General features: G+C 61.8%; 16 protein-coding genes. 8 read left to right on the top strand and 8 right to left on the bottom strand.

The features are described from left to right. Window positions 1-61: 61 nt before the first annotated feature. From WJU27_RS18960 to WJU27_RS18940, 5 genes are read left to right on the top strand one after another with little or no spacing between them, the layout of a single operon-like run. A complete protein-coding gene (locus tag WJU27_RS18960) occupies window positions 62-340 on the top strand; it encodes a type II toxin-antitoxin system ParD family antitoxin (protein WP_341423094.1) in 279 nt (92 codons plus the stop codon). Window positions 341-398: 58 nt separating this feature from the next. Then, complete coding sequence (locus WJU27_RS18955) at window positions 399-3,128, top strand: class I SAM-dependent DNA methyltransferase (RefSeq protein ID WP_341423093.1); 2,730 nt, start codon at window positions 399-401, stop codon at window positions 3,126-3,128. Between the two features lie 46 nt (window positions 3,129-3,174). Next, window positions 3,175-4,269, top strand: coding sequence for a hypothetical protein (locus tag WJU27_RS18950; protein WP_341423092.1), 1,095 nt, complete (start codon window positions 3,175-3,177; stop codon window positions 4,267-4,269). Beyond that, window positions 4,269-6,359: a DEAD/DEAH box helicase gene (locus tag WJU27_RS18945; protein ID WP_341423091.1), complete on the top strand. Its 2,091-nt coding sequence runs from the start codon at window positions 4,269-4,271 to the stop codon at window positions 6,357-6,359. Before WJU27_RS18950 ends, WJU27_RS18945 begins: the two co-directional genes overlap by 1 nt. Continuing rightward, window positions 6,346-7,527 carry a GIY-YIG nuclease family protein gene (locus tag WJU27_RS18940; RefSeq protein WP_341423090.1) on the top strand — a complete coding sequence of 394 codons (1,182 nt, stop codon included), beginning with the start codon at window positions 6,346-6,348 and terminating at the stop codon, window positions 7,525-7,527. Before WJU27_RS18945 ends, WJU27_RS18940 begins: the two co-directional genes overlap by 14 nt. Before the next feature lie 68 nt (window positions 7,528-7,595). Here WJU27_RS18940 and WJU27_RS18935 read toward each other — a convergent pair whose 3' ends face one another. The 8 genes from WJU27_RS18935 to WJU27_RS18900 form a co-directional block, all read right to left on the bottom strand. Then, entirely contained in the window at window positions 7,596-8,207 is a 612-nt protein-coding gene (locus WJU27_RS18935) for a nitrogen fixation protein NifQ (RefSeq protein WP_341423089.1), read from the bottom strand. 16 nt (window positions 8,208-8,223) lie between these two features. Further along, window positions 8,224-8,532 (bottom strand): ferredoxin III, nif-specific, encoded by a 309-nt coding sequence (gene fdxB / locus WJU27_RS18930; RefSeq protein WP_341423088.1) that lies wholly within the window; start codon window positions 8,530-8,532, stop codon window positions 8,224-8,226. 13 nt (window positions 8,533-8,545) lie between these two features. Beyond that, window positions 8,546-8,743, bottom strand: coding sequence for a CCE_0567 family metalloprotein (locus WJU27_RS18925; RefSeq protein WP_341423087.1), 198 nt, complete (start codon window positions 8,741-8,743; stop codon window positions 8,546-8,548). Window positions 8,744-8,753: 10 nt separating this feature from the next. Beyond that, a complete protein-coding gene (locus tag WJU27_RS18920) occupies window positions 8,754-9,230 on the bottom strand; it encodes a NifX-associated nitrogen fixation protein (RefSeq protein WP_341423086.1) in 477 nt (158 codons plus the stop codon). Beyond that, window positions 9,223-9,636 carry a nitrogen fixation protein NifX gene (nifX, locus tag WJU27_RS18915; protein WP_341423085.1) on the bottom strand — a complete coding sequence of 138 codons (414 nt, stop codon included), beginning with the start codon at window positions 9,634-9,636 and terminating at the stop codon, window positions 9,223-9,225. The genes WJU27_RS18920 and nifX overlap by 8 nt, the downstream gene beginning before the upstream one ends. A gap of 30 nt (window positions 9,637-9,666) precedes the next feature. Further along, window positions 9,667-11,106: a nitrogenase iron-molybdenum cofactor biosynthesis protein NifN gene (gene nifN, locus WJU27_RS18910; protein WP_341423084.1), complete on the bottom strand. Its 1,440-nt coding sequence runs from the start codon at window positions 11,104-11,106 to the stop codon at window positions 9,667-9,669. A 10-nt stretch (window positions 11,107-11,116) separates the two neighbouring features. Continuing rightward, complete coding sequence (gene nifE / locus WJU27_RS18905; protein ID WP_341423083.1) at window positions 11,117-12,511, bottom strand: nitrogenase iron-molybdenum cofactor biosynthesis protein NifE; 1,395 nt, start codon at window positions 12,509-12,511, stop codon at window positions 11,117-11,119. 211 nt (window positions 12,512-12,722) lie between these two features. Beyond that, entirely contained in the window at window positions 12,723-13,037 is a 315-nt protein-coding gene (locus tag WJU27_RS18900; protein ID WP_020165975.1) for a hypothetical protein, read from the bottom strand. Between the two features lie 105 nt (window positions 13,038-13,142). On the opposite strand from WJU27_RS18900, the gene WJU27_RS18895 reads away from it, so the two are divergent. Genes WJU27_RS18895 through WJU27_RS18885 form a run of 3 tightly spaced genes read left to right on the top strand, consistent with a single transcriptional unit; the run spans window position 13,143 to window position 15,836 of the window. Further along, complete coding sequence (locus WJU27_RS18895; RefSeq protein WP_341423082.1) at window positions 13,143-13,559, top strand: response regulator; 417 nt, start codon at window positions 13,143-13,145, stop codon at window positions 13,557-13,559. Window positions 13,560-13,569: 10 nt separating this feature from the next. Beyond that, complete coding sequence (locus WJU27_RS18890) at window positions 13,570-15,282, top strand: ATP-binding protein (RefSeq protein WP_341423081.1); 1,713 nt, start codon at window positions 13,570-13,572, stop codon at window positions 15,280-15,282. Between the two features lie 11 nt (window positions 15,283-15,293). Continuing rightward, window positions 15,294-15,836 (top strand): flavodoxin, encoded by a 543-nt coding sequence (locus WJU27_RS18885; RefSeq protein ID WP_341423080.1) that lies wholly within the window; start codon window positions 15,294-15,296, stop codon window positions 15,834-15,836. Window positions 15,837-15,933: the final 97 nt, after the last annotated feature.

The following is a 15,933-nucleotide window of genomic DNA, read 5'->3' as shown; positions in this document are numbered from 1 at the left end:
CAGGCTTTGACATCGCCTGATATATTCGTGCCTCCCATTTTTTAGGTTTCAGCCAATGGGCATGAACGTGAACCTCACGCCCCAACTGGAAGAGATGGTGCGAGCAAAGGTCAGTTCCGGCATGTATACCTCGGCAAGTGAGGTTGTGCGAGAAGCGCTTCGTCTCATGCAGGAGCAGGACCGCTTGCGACAGGTCAAGCTGGAACAACTTCGTCGCGACAGCCGCAACAGTCTGAAAAACGGTTCGAGCGAACCTATGGATGCCCCCGCTCTACAGGGGGACGCGCGCACCGGGAAGACGGCCAAATTGAAAGCGGCTGCACGGCACGACAAGAAATGAACACCCCACATAACGAAAGCACGCTGGCGACCTCGCCCGGAGCGGGAACTACACGCCCATGAACGCCGTAGAAATCGAACAAGCGATTACGGACCTTGCGGAGCGGCCCTTTGATCCTGCCGAGTTTCCGTACGCCTTCCTTGAAGCCTTCGGCAACAAGGAAACGACCCTCAAGCGACTGCGCGCCGGCGCGTCCAACAAGTCCGACTTGGGCGGTGTTCTCCAAACCAACAACATCCACATCCTGACTTGCGATGCAGGGCAGGTCACGCAATCGCTGGCCGCGCTCAAAGCCAGCCCGGCCAGCACCAAGGCCAAGGCCCGGTTCATCCTGGCCACCGACGGCGCGGACTTCGAGGCCGAAGACCTGATCAGCGGCGACACGGTTGCCTGCGCCTTCAAAGACTTCCCGGACCACTTCGGTTTCTTCCTGCCGCTGGCGGGCATCACCACTGTCCGGCAGATCAGTGAAAACGCCTTCGACATCCGGGCGACCAGCCGCCTGAACCGGCTCTACCTCGAACTCTTGAAGGACAACCCCGCCTGGAGCCAGGCAGAGCGCCGCCACGACATGAACCACTTCATGGCGCGGCTCATCTTCTGTTTCTTCGCTGAAGACACCAACATCTTCGTCGGCAAGGGCTTCACCGAGACCGTGGCACAGATGAGCGCCAAGGACTCGTCCAACACCCACGAAGTCATCAGCACCCTGTTCCGTGCCATGAACACGCGGGCCGAGGACCGAGCCGAAGCCGGCATTCCCCGCTGGGCGGAGCACTTCCCCTACGTCAACGGGCAGCTGTTCTCCGGCAACGACGACGTGCCCCGCTTCAGCCGGATCGCGCGTTCGTACCTGTTGCACGTTGGAGGACTGGACTGGACCAAGATCAACCCCGATATCTTCGGCTCGATGATCCAGGCCGTGGCCGAGGACGAGGAGCGCGGCGAGCTGGGCATGCACTACACCAGCGTGCCCAACATCCTCAAGGTGCTCAACCCGCTGTTTCTTGACGACCTGCGCACCAAGCTGGAAGAGGCGGGTGACAACCCGCGCACGCTGCTGAACCTGCGCAAGCGCATGGCCAAGATACGTGTGTTCGACCCCGCCTGCGGCTCGGGCAACTTCCTCGTGATTGCCTACAAAGAGATGCGCGCCATCGAAGCCGAGATCAACCGACGGCGTGGCGAGGCGGATCGCGCGTCGGACATCCCACTCACGAATTTTCGTGGGATCGAATTGCGCGACTTCCCCGCAGAGATCGCTCGCCTTGCGTTGATCATCGCCGAATATCAGTGCGATGTGCTGTATCGGGGGCAGAGGTTAGCTTTGGCAGAGTTTTTACCTTTGCGCAATGAGAACTGGATTACTTGCGGAAATTCGCTCCGACTTGACTGGTCGAGCGTTTGTCCGCCCACGGGAACTGGTGTGAAGTTGCAGGCAAATGACCTGTTCGACGCGCCTTTTAATCAAGCTGAAATTGATTTTGAAAATGAAGGTGGAGAGACATACCTTTGTGGCAATCCTCCATATCTCGGCAATAAACTCCAATCGGATGAGCAAAAGTTCGATCTCGCCGCTGTGTTCGATGGTCGTGTCGAAGGCTGGAAATCGTTGGACTATGTTGCCGCTTGGTTAATGAAGGCAGCGGACTACGGTCTAGAGACAAGTGCGGCTTCAGCATTTGTTGTCACGAACTCGGTGTGCCAAGGTCAGCAAGTACCTATCTTGTGGCCCAAGATCTTCGCGACTGGTCACTCAATCGACTTTGCGCACACCTCGTTCAAATGGTCGAACTTGGCTAGCAACAATGCCGGAGTGATCGTGATCATCGTCGGGATTTCAAACAAGTCTAGAGCAAGGCGGCGACTCTACACACCCGGCGAGGGCGATGCCGTTATGGAGCGCATATGTACCAACATCAACCCATATCTCGTGGATGGGCCAAACCTGGTTGTTGAAGCTCGGCGTGATACCCCATCAGACCGGGCCTCAATGCTATTTGGAAATATGCCACGCGATGGTGGCCACCTCCTCATCTCTTACGATGAGAAAATTTCTTTAGCTGACCACGATTCTATTTTTTTTAAGTACTTGAGACGCTTTGTGGGGTCCGAGGACTTCATCCAAGGAAAGCTCCGCTATTGCCTTTGGATCGAACAAGATCAATGGAAGGATGCCCTCCTTTCTCCTACAGTGGCCAAACGTCTTGACGCTGTAAGGGATATGCGCCTTGCAAGTAAGGCAAGCTCAACACGCGACTACGCGAGAGCGCCGTACAGGTTTGTGCAGATTCAAGGAAAAGCTAGGCAGTCAACATTGATCGTCCCGCGTCATAGCTCTGAACATCGTCCGTACCTTCCTGTTGGGCTACTTGACGCAACATCGATCGTTGCCGACAGTGCATTCGCACTATATGACGCTCCCCTTTGGTGCTTGGCGCTTATCGCTTCTCGACTTCATTTGGTTTGGGTCGCCTCTGTCTGTGGAAAACTGAAGACAGACTATCGATACTCGAACACTTTGGGATGGAATACATTCCCTATCCCCATGTTGACTGAGAAAAACAAAGCAGATCTCACGCGGTGTGCAGAAGATATTTTGCTTGCACGAGAGGTGCATTTCCCAGCCACTACAGCCGATCTTTACGACCAAGAATCCATGCCTTCGAACCTGCGTATGGCGCATGAGCATAACGACGAGGTGCTTGAGCGGATTTATATCGGTCGCAGGTTTCGCAACGATACGGAGCGACTAGAAAAGATGTTCGCCCTCTACTCAAATCAGTAGAGCACCGCATTCGCAAGCTGAGAGTTTTTGACTCACGGAGTTACGCATGACCCAAGCTGATTTCATAGCTCAACCCACCACTCGCACCACCTTGGATGCACTGCGCGCCGTCTTGCAAAGCGGGGGAGTGGCACAACTTGACGTGGCCGTAGCCTATATAACAACCAGCGGCGCTCATGAACTACTCAAGAGCATGTCGACTTCGCTTGGCGGTGCTTGGGATGCACTTCCGAAAAGGTGGATTACCTCCTTTGACTACTGTCGCACTGAACCAATTGCTCTCGGTTCCTTGATGTCTCTGCCCAACTCTTCTATCCGTATCTATGACGCCGGGTTTTGCCTTAATCACGGAGGAGCGCCAAAAGTACCCTTTCACCCAAAAGCTTTTCTGATACGGACCGCACAGCGAGACTATGCGCTCGCAGGGTCAGGCAACATGTCTAGGTCGGGCCTGCTTCGTGGTGTGGAAGCAGGTCTTGTGATCAGTGTGAACCGATTGCAACCGTCCGAGCCGTCTTCTGTCGCTGCAATCAATGCCATGCATACGTGGTTTACAGGAGCGTGGGACGTTTCAGAGCCACTCAATGCATCTCTCCTGTCGAGCTATACCCAGCTCTTCGAACGTAGGGAGAACTTGATGTCGCCCGCACCAACGGAGGACGATGTAGCAAGTACGGATACCGGGCGTAGTGGGCTGTCCACTAAAGACCTTCAAAAACTTCGCGTGTGCAAACACTTCTGGATTGACGCCTGGAACATTACGAAGAATCGCGGCCCGAATTTACCCGGCAATCAACTAATGATGAAGCGACTTTCGAGGGTGTTCTTCGGTTTCGCTGCAACGGCAGTCCCCGAGAATACGCATATCGGAGATGTGCAGATCAGCTTTAACCATGGTCAAGGAGAGGTGTTTTCTTTGACCTACAGCGATAACAAAATGGACAAGCTTGTACTTCCGATTCCAAATGTAGGCGGACCAGCCGCATATGACAACGAGCATCTGCTCTTTGAGCGAACGAAGCCGGGTTTCTTCGAGATGTCGATTGGATCTAAAGCAACAAGGAATCAGTGGGCTAAAAGGAGTGCCGCAATTGGTGGTCTTTTTCGCATGACTAGTGGACGCGAGTGGGGCGTATTCTGATGAAAGCACTGGGCAGCGACCCTGGCCGATCAAAAAGTGTTCCTTCTGTTTCGGTCACCTACGCGAGCAGCGGCGTATCCGCCAAAGCCAACGCCCTAGGCATGCGCCCGATGCAGGAGCGCGCTTACGAGAAGCGCGGCGAGCAGTACCTGTTGATCAAGTCGCCTCCCGCATCTGGCAAGAGCCGGGCGCTGATGTTTGTGGCGCTGGATAAGCTGGCGAACCAGGGCTTGAAGCAGGCCATCATCGTGGTGCCCGAACGCTCCATCGGCGCCAGCTTCAACGACGAACCGCTATCGAAGTACGGCTTCTGGGCCGATTGGCATGTCGAACCGAAGTGGAATCTCTGCAACGCGCCGGGCAACGACAACGGCGGCAAGGTTCAGTCGCTGGGCGCATTTCTTCAGAGCCCGGATCAGGTGTTGGTCTGTACCCATGCCACCTTCCGCTTTGCGGTGGACGCTTTTGGCGTGGAAGCCTTTGACGACCGCCTGATTGCGGTGGACGAGTTCCACCACGTTTCCAGCAACCCCGACAACAAGCTGGGCGCACACCTCGGACAATTCATCGCGCGTGAGCGCACGCACATTGTTGCCATGACCGGTTCGTACTTCCGTGGCGACGCCGAGGCGGTGCTGGCCCCGAGCGATGAAGCCAAGTTCGATACCGTCACGTACACCTATTACGAACAACTGAACGGCTACGAATACCTGAAGCGGCTCGACATCGGCTATTTCTTCTACAGCGGCCCATACGTCGACGACATCCTGAAGGTGCTGGACCCGGCGGAGAAGACCATCATCCACATCCCCAACGTCAATTCGCGTGAGAGCACGAAGGACAAGATCAAGGAGGTGGAGCACATCTTTCAGGCGCTGGGTGAATGGCAGGGCGCGGATGCCGCGACCGGTTTCCAGCTAGTGAAGATGGCGGACGGTCGCGTGCTGCGCATTGCCGATCTGGTCGATGACGATGCGGGCAAGCGCGACCGCGTTTCCGCCGCGCTGAAAGACCCGACGCAGAAGAACAACCGCGACCATGTGGACATCATCATCGCCCTGGGCATGGCCAAAGAGGGCTTCGACTGGATCTGGTGCGAGCACGCGCTGACCGTCGGCTACCGCGCCAGCCTGACCGAGATCGTGCAGATCATCGGGCGGGCCACCCGTGACGCACCGGGCAAGACCCGCGCGCGCTTCACCAACCTTATCGCTGAGCCGGACGCGACCGAACAAGCTGTCACCGAGGCCATCAATGACACCTTGAAGGCCATTGCCGCCAGCTTGCTGATGGAGCAAGTGCTGGCGCCCCGCTTCGAGTTCAAGCCCAAGAACCCCGACACCGGCCCGGTGCCAGGCTTCGACTACGGCGAGAACGGATACGACTCTGACAAGTGCAACGTCGGGTTCAACGGGCAGACCGGTCACTTCCAGATCGAGATCAAGGGCCTGGCCGAACCCAAGAGCAAGGAAGCCACACGTATTTGCCGGGAAGATCTGAACGAGGTCATCGCGGCCTTTGTGCAGGACAAAAACACCATTGAGCGAGGACTGTTCGACGAGGAGCTGGTGCCCGAGGAGCTGACCCAGGTCCGCATGGGCAAGATCATCAAGGACAAGTATCCGGAACTGGATGCGGAGGATCAGGAAGCGGTGCGCCAGCACGCCGTTGCCGCGCTGAACCTGACGCAGCAGGCCAAGCAGTTGGTGACCGGTTTCAATGAGGCCAGCGTCGACGACCCGTCGCCCAACACCGCGCTGATCGACGGCGTGCGCCGATTCGCGATGGACGTGCGCGAACTGGATATTGATCTGATCGACCGGATCAACCCGTTCGGTGAGGCCTACGCCATCCTGGCCAAGGCCATGAGCGAGGAGAGTTTGAAACAGGTCGCCGCGGCCATTTCGGCGAAGCGCACCTCCATCACTCCCGAGGACGCTTATGTAATTGCCAAACGCGCGCTTGAATTCAAGAAGGAGCGCGGTCGCGTTCCTGCCGTTACGGCGTCCGATGCCTGGGAAAAGCACCTGGCAGAGGGTGCGGCTGCGTTCATGCGCTTCAGAGCGGAAGGTCGGTATGCGCAAGTCTGATCTGGACGAACTCGCGGACGAGTTGGCCGAGTTCGCCCCTTCCGAGAAAGCCACGGGGCGCCCGGCCAGTGACGAGCGCGTCATTGCCGGCTTTGAAGAGATTCAGCGATTTGTCGAAAAGCATGGCCGTCCGCCGCAGCACGGCGAGGATCGCGACATCTTCGAGCGGCTGTACGCCGTGCGGCTGGACCGTCTGCGAGCGTTGCCGGACTGTCGGGCGCTGCTGGAGCCGCTGGATCATCAGCGCTTGCTGTCAGGTGCTGCTGTTGTGGCGGAGCCTGGGGCGGCTTACAACGTCGATCAGTTGGCCGCCGAGTTGGCCGGTGCGCCGGAAGCCGAGGACATCACCGTGCTGCGCCACGTTCGCACGAGCGCGGACAAGCGCGCGGCCGAGGAGATTGCGGACCGCAAACCGTGCGAAGACTTCGAAACCTTCCGCCCCTTGTTCGAACGCGCGGCAACCGAGATCAAGACCGGCCTGCGCCAATCCCAGCCCATCACGGCAGGCAATCGCTCGATCGAGGCCGGGGACTTCTTCGTTCTCGACGGCGTGACCGTGTACGTCGCCGACGTCGGCGACCCACTGAAAACCACAGCTCGCGAAGTAGATCGCCGGCTGCGCCTGATCTTCGCCAACGGTACGGAAAGCAATCTGCTGCTGCGATCGCTTCAGCGTGCGTTCTACAACGACCCTGCCGCGCGCCGGCTGGTTTCGCCGGAGACGGGACAACTGTCCTTCGGGGGCGAACTGGAAGCCGACGATGTTGAAAGCGGAACCATTTATGTCCTGCGCTCGGACTCGGACCATCCGTATGTCGCGCAGCACCGCGATCTGATCCACAAGATCGGCGTGACCGGCGGGAACGTCGAAGCGCGCATCGCCCATGCCGAAAACGAGGCGACCTACCTGCTGGCGAAGGTCGAAGTGGTGGCGACCTACAAGCTCGCGGGCATCAACCGCACACGAATGGAGAACCTCTTCCACCGGCTTTTCGCCCCTGTGCGGCTGGACATCACGATTCAGGACCGTTTTGGCCGCCCAGTGCAGCCGGAGGAGTGGTTCCTGGTTCCGCTCTTCGTGATTGACGAGGCCGTGGCACGCATCAGGGATGGCAGCATCACCGGCTACATCTACGATCCCAAGGCTGCACAGCTGGTGAAGGCATAGCTCCGCCCAGATGCGTGGAGTCTGCTTCGATGCTCACCATTCGGCATCGGGCTCAGCGTAGGACGTAGTTACTCTTCCGGACCGAAGCACACCGCGTAGTCGGTGCACACGCCGCAGCTGGGTGCCTTGCAGACGCGGATCTGTTCGCGCTCGCACAGCTGCTTGTAGAGAAATTTCTTCCACTTCATGTCCTGCGTATTGCGTTCGGCCAGCGAGGTGAAGCGGCCGTGCATCAGTTCGGACAGCATGGCGCGCGAGGTCAGGTCCATGTCCTGCCACAGGTGGTCGGCGCCGAGGCAGCCGGTGGCCACCGCATGCGCAAGCCACAGGTGATCCTGATCGTCGATGGACAGATGCTCGCGCAGCAGCGCCACCACGTCCTCCATCTCGATCGCCTCGGCGAACTCGGCGGGCGTTGTCGCGTGCAGCGCCGGCAGCCACTCGGCGCCGGGGAAATGGCGCGCCAGCAGGCGCCGGGTGTCGGACACGTCCACGCCATACAGCGGCAGGCACTGCAGCCCGCGCTGCGTCCAGCTGCGACCGATCACACCGGCGAGCACCTGAGGCACCAGATCGTCGGGCCGGCGCGCCAGCTTCAGCAGCAGGCCGCGGAAGCCGCCGGGTGCGGCCGGCAGTGGCCAGGCCGGTCGCAGCGGTGCGGTCGGAAAGAGCGTAGGCATCACCGTCGTCCCGCGCTCACACCTCGACCGGCGCGTGCGTGTAGCACTTCTTCGGACAGACCTTGGAACAGGCCTGACAGCCCACGCAGTTCACCTGGCGCGAGATGGTCATCACCTTGCGCTCGTACTCCTCGTCGTCATCCTCGTTGTCCGGATCGACTACGACGATGTCGCCGTCCTCGGTGATACCGGCGAGTTGCAGCACGTCGTTGGCACAGACCTTCACGCAGCGCGCGCAGCCGATACAGGTGTCCTGGTTCAGACTGGACACGAACTTCGGCGTCCAGATTTCGCCGCTGGGCAGCGTGACGGAAAATGCAGCCATGATGCGTCCTTCCTCAGGCGGTCGCGGCCGCCAGTTCCTTGCGCGCAGCCATCAGCGACCGGTGCGCGTCGTAGGCGACCTGCGCGACTTCGAGGATCTTCTCCCAGTTGGTCGGCAGTTCTTCCGACAGGTCGTGCAGGTCCATCTTGGCCTGCGTTGCCTGCGCGTTGAGTTTCTTCACCCGTGTCTTCAGTGCGTCGACGTCTTCCATCGCTTCGTCCTCAGCCCCAGTTGGCGACTTCGTTGTACTTGTTCACCATGCCGACGCCCTCGTCGACGAACTTCTGCCCCGCCTCGGCCAGCTTCGCGTAGGTCGGAAAGCCGAAGCGGTGGGCATCGCGCAGCTGCTTGTTCACCGCGATCAGGCGACCGGCGATCAGCACCATGCGGCCGAAGCCCTCGTGCGACATCTTCATCATCGGCGTCACCATCACCTTGGTGGCACGCTCGATCGACAGCCCGACCGCGTTGTAGAACAGCTCGATGCGCCACAGCGTTTCCGGGTCCGGGTCGCCCATGATGGGCAGCGCGCGGCGCGCCTCGGCGCTCAGGATGTAGGGTTCGAGCAGCTGCGCGTCGCTCTTGCCTTCCCAGGCGCCGTGCATGTCCTGCGCGCGGTACTGCTTGATCAGTTCGCTCAGGAAGGGTGATGCCAGCGCTTCGCTGTCCTCAGCGCTCAGTTCCAGTGTTTCAGCCATGTTCTTCCACCTCGTCTTCAAAATCGAAACTGCGTGCTTCGTCCTTCTGCAGCGCCTTGCGCAGCCACGGCGGCGGCGTGCCGCGCAGCACTTCCTGCAGCTTGTCCAGAATGTCCATGATGGGTTCCGGCTGATTCACCTTGATCGGGTGGATCTTGCTGGCGACCACGCGCGCGGCGGCCGAGCCGCCGATGGCGGCGACATAGACGATGGCGACGTCCTTGATCGCCTCCAGCTTGGGCGCGAGCTTGTCCTCGTCGCCGTCCTCGTCCAGCTTGCCGCCGAAGTCGAAGTCCTCGACGTGGTGGTAGCCGGCCTTGTCGATCTCGTACACGGCGAGGTGTTTGGCCCAGCCGAAGTGCGCGTCGATGCGCTGCTTGTCCTGGGTGGCGAAGGCGATCTTCATGCGCTGCTCCTCGGTGGATGGGCGACCGGCTCAGGTGCCGGACGCAACGGTTTCAGGAATTTCGGCGGACGATGCGCAGCCGCAGCCGCCGCTGCTGCAGGCGGAGGCCTGGCTGACCTCGCTCGCCGCGACGATGCTCTCCTGCGGCAGCGGCCAGTCCTCAGGCGTGTTCACGTGCTCGTCGGCGAGGAAGGTGTTGGCCCAGCCGAGTATCAGTTCGCGCGTGCCGCGGTAGCCGACACGCAGTACGTGCGCCGCGCCCAGCCGGTCGAACATCGGCAGGCCCTCGCGCAGAAGCGGAATGCCCAGTCGCGCCGCCGGCTGCCGGCCATGCGCATGCGTGATCAGCAGTTCGGCGCCGGCGGCCTTGGCGCGCATTTCCAGATCCTCGAGATCACCGAGCAGCACTTCGGCACAGGGCACGGCTTCGAGCACGCGCGACGGCGTGGTGCTGACGGCCGCCACCACTTCGGCGCCCATTTCGGCGGCGGTGGTCGCCAGTGCGTAGAGCAGGTCCGGTTCGGCACCGATAGCCATCTTCCTGCCGCCGACCCAGAAGTGGGCGTCCAGCATCACGTCCAGCAGCTGGGTACGCGCACGGCGGTATTTCGGCGGCACCGGACGGCCGGACAGTTCGGACAGGTACTGCAGGAAGTCGTCTACCGCGGCCAGTCCGGTCAGCCGGTCGAACACGCGGAAGGGCACGCCGCAGCGTTCCTCGATCGCCGCCGCAGCGGCGTCCATGCGCGCGCCGATGGCGAGGGTGGCGGCCGCTGCGCCGACCCGGCGCAGCGTGTCGACACGGGTGCCGCCCAGTGTGGTCGGCGTGAAATTGTCCGGAATGTGACCGTCGAGCGAACCGGAAATGTCCGGCAGCACCTGCACGCGCAGGTCGAAGGCTTCGATGGTTTCGCGCAGTTCCTCGATGTCGGCCGGCGTCAGGTGTGCGCCCGGCAGCAGGTTCACCAGGCCGGCGTCGCGATCGCAGGGCTGGGCGAAGGCGTCGATCACGGCCAGCACCGCCTTGCCCCAACCGTCCTCGAAGGCGCCGACATAGTCCGGCGTCGACACGTAGACGATTTCGGTACCGGTCAGCGCCTCGCCGTGCTTGCGGCGGATCAGGTTCAGATAGCCGTCGACATCGTCGCCCTTGGTTTCGGTCAGCCCGGTCGAGGCAATGGCGATGATGGAGGGATTGGCGCGCTTCTTGATGTTCAGCACCGCCTGTTCGATGTTCTCCAGCCCGCCGAGTATGGTGCTCACCTCGTTCATCGCCGTGGTCTGCATCGGGATCGCCTCCTTGAAGTGGCGAACCAGCAGTACCAGGCCGAACGAGGTGCAGCCCTGCGAGCCATGCATCATGGGCATGCAGTTGCCCAGGCCCATGAAGGCGTAGCACGCGCCCAGCGGCTGGCTCATCTTGAGCGGATTGACCGTGCAGGCCTTCTTCGATTCGATGACGGTGGCCATGGCGTGATCCTCAGGCGACCGCCACGTCCCAGGGCGCCGGACGGCGCACCTGTTCCCAGATCGGGTTGTACAGCGCCTTGTCGATCTCGCGCACCAGATCGACCATGCCTTCGTAGCCAGCGTAGGCGTGGTGGCGTTCCTGGTTGATGTCCAGCCAGGGCATCTTGGCCTTCAGCGCGATGAACTGGCTGCGCCCGCCGGATAGCATGATGTCGGCCTTGGCGTCCTTCAGCATTGCGTACATCTCGCGCGGCGTCATGTCGTCGATCATGTGCGCGTCCTGCCCCATCAGCTCCTTGATCTTTTCCTTGTCTTCCTTGGTCGATTTCTTGACGCTGGTGCCGACGATTTCCAGACCGGCCTCCTGCAGCGCGGCCACCACCGACCAGCTTTTCACGCCGCCGGTGATCAGCAGCACCTTCTTGCCTTCGAGCCGCGGGCGATAGGCGGCGATACGCTCGAAGGCGCGCTTCTCCTCGACCGCGATCAGCGCTTCGGTACGTACCTTCAGCTCCTCCGGCGCGCCCTTCTCGACCAGCAGGCGGGCGATTTCGCGCAACGTTTCCGACATGTCGCCGATGCCGTAGAAGGAACCTTCGAAGAAGGGGATGTCGTAGCGCTCGTCCATCTTGCGCGCGATATTGATCATCGACTTCGAGCACACCATCATCGCCGCCTTGGCGCGGTGACTGTAGGCGACTTCCTTGTAGCGGCCGTCGCCCGAGATACAGGACAGGATGCGCACACCGAGCGCGTCGAGCAGCGGCTTCACCTGCCACAGCTCGCCGGCCAGGTTGTACTCGCCGATGATGTTGATGTCGTAGGGCGTGACGAAGTCCGGCTCTTCGGTGCCGATCACGTAATCGAGCAGCGCTTCGGCGCCCAGCTTGTTTCCGAGGTTCTTCGGCCCGACGAAGCCCGGCGAATTGACCGGGATGACCGGCTTGCCGAACTTCTCCGACGCCTTCTTGCACACCGCTTCGATGTCGTCGCCGATCAGCGCGGTGACACAGGTCTGGTAGACGAACACCGCCGGCGGGTCGTACTTCTCGATGATTTCCTTGACCGACTTGAACAGCCGCTTCTCGCCGCCGTAGATGACATCCAGTTCGTTGATGTCGGTGGTGAAGCCGGTGCGGTAGAGCTGCGAGGTGCTGGACGAGGAATTGCGGTTGTCCCAGGAATTGCCCTCGCAGGCGATCGGCCCGTGCACCAGGTGGGCCACATCGACGATGGGCTGCAGCGCGACCTTGGCGCCGTCGAAGGCACAGCCGCCGGCGGCCGCACCGGGCGACAGCTGCTTGGTACAGCCCTTCTTCTTTTCCTTGGCCGACTTGTTCTGGTTGTGCTCGCAGGCAGGTTCTTCGAACACGTCCTGGATCTTTGCCGATACGCGTGCATCCATGGCCCACCTTCCTTCCTGTCAGGGTCGGCGCGCAAGGCGCTGTCGGAGCTCACTCAGCAGGATTGATGCCAGAGCAGGCGCACGGCGCAGAGGTCCCCGGAAATCAGTCATCTGCGGTCCGCCGGGTCGCCGGAGGGCAACCCGGCCCGACAAAGGCTGGTCGTTTTGCGACAGGCAATGTCGGGTTTGGCGGACCGCCACGACGCCAGCACTACTCGATGCCCTCCATGCGCGCCTTGTTGTGGATGGCCGACTGCAACCGCTTGGCGATGCCCATCGGGCTGGCGTCGAAACTGCGATGCGCCTCGGTCAGCGCGTCCTGCGCGACCTGTGCTTCCTCCAGCGTGAGCGGAATGCGCCCGGCCACATGGGTGGCGCCCGGCACCGCTTTCGCGATGGCCTGGCGGTTCGGATGTTCGGACAGCGGAACCAGCCCGCCCGCCTCCGGCTTGCCCTCCAGACAGACCACGCCCTCGATCACCTCGACCCGCCGTCCGTCCATCGTCGTCTTGATCAGTACGCCCATTGCGACCTCCTTCGAATGAATGACGAAGGCTGAGAAGCGAAAGCCATGCCGCGTTTGGAACGAAGCTTGCTCGGACCGGGAAGACGACAGACAGGGAGAGTCCTCATGCAGATCGGCGTAGACAGTCAGCGCGCAGTCGAGAACAAGCGCGTGTTCGTGGTCGATGACGACGACGTGGTCGGCACCGCCTTGCAGTTCATGCTGGCCGACGAGATGGAAACCCATGTGTTCGCCGACCTCGCGTCGGCACTCACGGTGGCCGCGGCGACACCGCCCGACCTGGTGCTGCTCGGCGCCGGACTGCTGGCCGCCGACGCGGTGACGCGCCTGCGCGCGGTGCTGCCGCAGGTGCGCATCCTGATCGTCTGCAGCGATGCCGACGACGACGCTGTCCGTCAGGCGCTGGCGGCCGGCGCACAGAGCACGCTGCTGCGTCCGCTCAAGGTCGAGAACGTGCGGCGCAAGGTAGACGCCCAGCTCGGCCGGCGCGCGGCGCTGGAAATTCCGGTCGTCACCCGCTGAGGGCGCGGCGATGAAGGTGACGATAGAGGCGCCGCAGATCGAGTCGATGGCCGACGCCTTTCCCGATCTGGCCAGCCTGCGCGACCAGCTGCAGTACTGCGACAGGGTCGAGGTGCCGGTGTCGCGGCTGTCCATCGACGCGCTGCGCTTCCTCGGCCGGCTCTACGCCGACGCCGGCCCGGCCATGCTGGAGCGCGCGACCGCGCTGACCACGCTGGCCGACGCGCTGGAAGGCGACGGCCGCCGCTTCGACAGCAACGACCTGGAACAGCTGGTGCCGGCGCTCGCCCGCCATCTGGCCGACGGTGCCATCCGCGGCTGGCTGTTCACCGCCAACCAGGTCACCCGGCCGCTGCCCTGGGTGGTGAGCCGGCTCGACTACACGCCGGCCAACAACGAAGAGACGGGCAAGGTATTCATCGAGCTGAAGGCCAATGTGAAGGCGACGCTGGCTACCTCGGTCATCCGCATCTACGGCGCCGACATCACCGGCAAGACGGTGGGCGAAGTGCTGGCGGCCAAGGGCTTCCTGAAGGAAACGCCGGCGCTGATCGCCGCCTGCGACACGGTGACCGCACGCTACATCGAGTGGCGCGCGCGCTACGGCGAACAGTTCTCGGCTACCGGCACCGGTTTCCACGCAGAAGACCCGAGTGCCACCCACCGCGACACCGACTGGTCTCGCAAGGATCAGGTCGTGCTGTCGGCCAGCGGCGGCACGGCGCGCCTGGTCAATGACGAAGCCATCCTGCCGGCACGCACGCTGCTGCTCGAAGCACCGGGCGACATCCTTGGCCCCTATCTGCGCAAGGCGGCCAAGAGCAACCGCTACGAGGCGGAAGACGAGGTCGAAGCGTCGCGCGATGCAATGCCCGAAGGTCTGTTCTCGCAGCTGCCGGTGCATCCCTATGTGCTCATGTTCCACCTCGACCTGCACCAGCATCTGTGGGTGCACGTCGACGACATGGCGCCCTATGCCTACCAGCCCGCACTGAAGCAGAAGCTGGTGCTGCCGCCGGAACAGACCGACCTGATCGATATCCTGACCGCCGAGATGGACGTGCTGATGGACGACATCGTGGCCGGCAAGTCGGGCGGCACCACCGTGCTGTGCGCAGGGCCTCCGGGCGTGGGCAAGACGCTGACCGCCGAGGTGTACTCGGAAATCATCCGCCGGCCGCTCTACCGCGTGCACTCCGGCCAGCTCGGGCTGAATGTCGCGCAGATGGAAGGCGCGCTCAAGCAAGCGCTGACGCGCGCCCAGCGCTGGGGCGCGGTGATGCTGATCGACGAGGCCGACGTCTATATCAAGCGGCGCGAGGACGACATGACGATGAATGCGGTCGTCGGCGTGTTCCTGCGCGTGCTCGAGTACTTCAACGGCCTGCTCTTCCTGACCACCAACCGGGTGGACGACATCGACGAAGCCATCGTGTCGCGCTGCATCGCGCTTATCCGCTACCACGCGCCGGACGAAGCGGCACGCCGTCGCATCTGGCAGGTGATGGCAACGCAGTTCGGGCTCGCGCTGGACGACGGCATGGTCGAGGCACTGGCCGTGCTGTTTCCCGACGCCTCCGGCCGCGACATCAAGGGTCTGGCCAAGCTGGCGGCGAAGTACTGTCAGCACAAGGCCTGCGCGCCAACGCTGGAGGTATTCCAGCGCTGCGCCATCTTCCGCGGCATGGACGCCGCATACACCTCCCCCGCAACACTCAACTGAATGGATCTGTCATGGCACGCATCGGACTTTTCTTCGGCACCAACAGCGGCAGCACGCGCAAGATCGCGAAGCAGATCAAGAAGCGCTTCGACGACGACACGATGGCCGAGCCGGTCAACATCAACAAGGCGACGGTGGACGACCTGCTCGCCTACGATTACCTGATCCTCGGCACGCCGACGCTGGGCGACGGCCTGCTGCCTGGCATCGAGGCGGAATGCGACGACGAGAGCTGGGCCGAGGCGCTAATCAAGTTCAAAGGCACCAGCTTCGCCGGCAAGACGGTGGCGCTGTTCGGCCTCGGCGACCAGGACACCTACGGTCACGAGTTCGTCGACGGTCTGATCCTGCTGTACGACTTCTTCAAGGACGCGGGTGCAAAGATCGTCGGCGCCTGGCCCACCGACGGCTACGACTTCACCGAGTCCCAGTCGGTCATCGACGACAAGTTCGTCGGCCTGGCCATCGACCAGGACATCCAGCCCGAACTGACGGCCGAACGTGTCGACGGCTGGCTCAAGCTCATCGCTCCCGAGTTCGGTCTGAGCATCTGAGCGCAACAGGGCGTCGGGGGGGGGGGGGGGGGGAAAAAAAAAACACACGAGAACAAAAGAGAACCCCAAAAAAAAAAAAAACCACCCACTAGCACAA

This window comes from Methyloversatilis sp. NSM2 (assembly GCF_038066675.1).
Taxonomy (GTDB): domain Bacteria; phylum Pseudomonadota; class Gammaproteobacteria; order Burkholderiales; family Rhodocyclaceae; genus Methyloversatilis; species Methyloversatilis discipulorum_A.
This window is presented reverse-complemented; position numbering and strand designations above follow the sequence as displayed.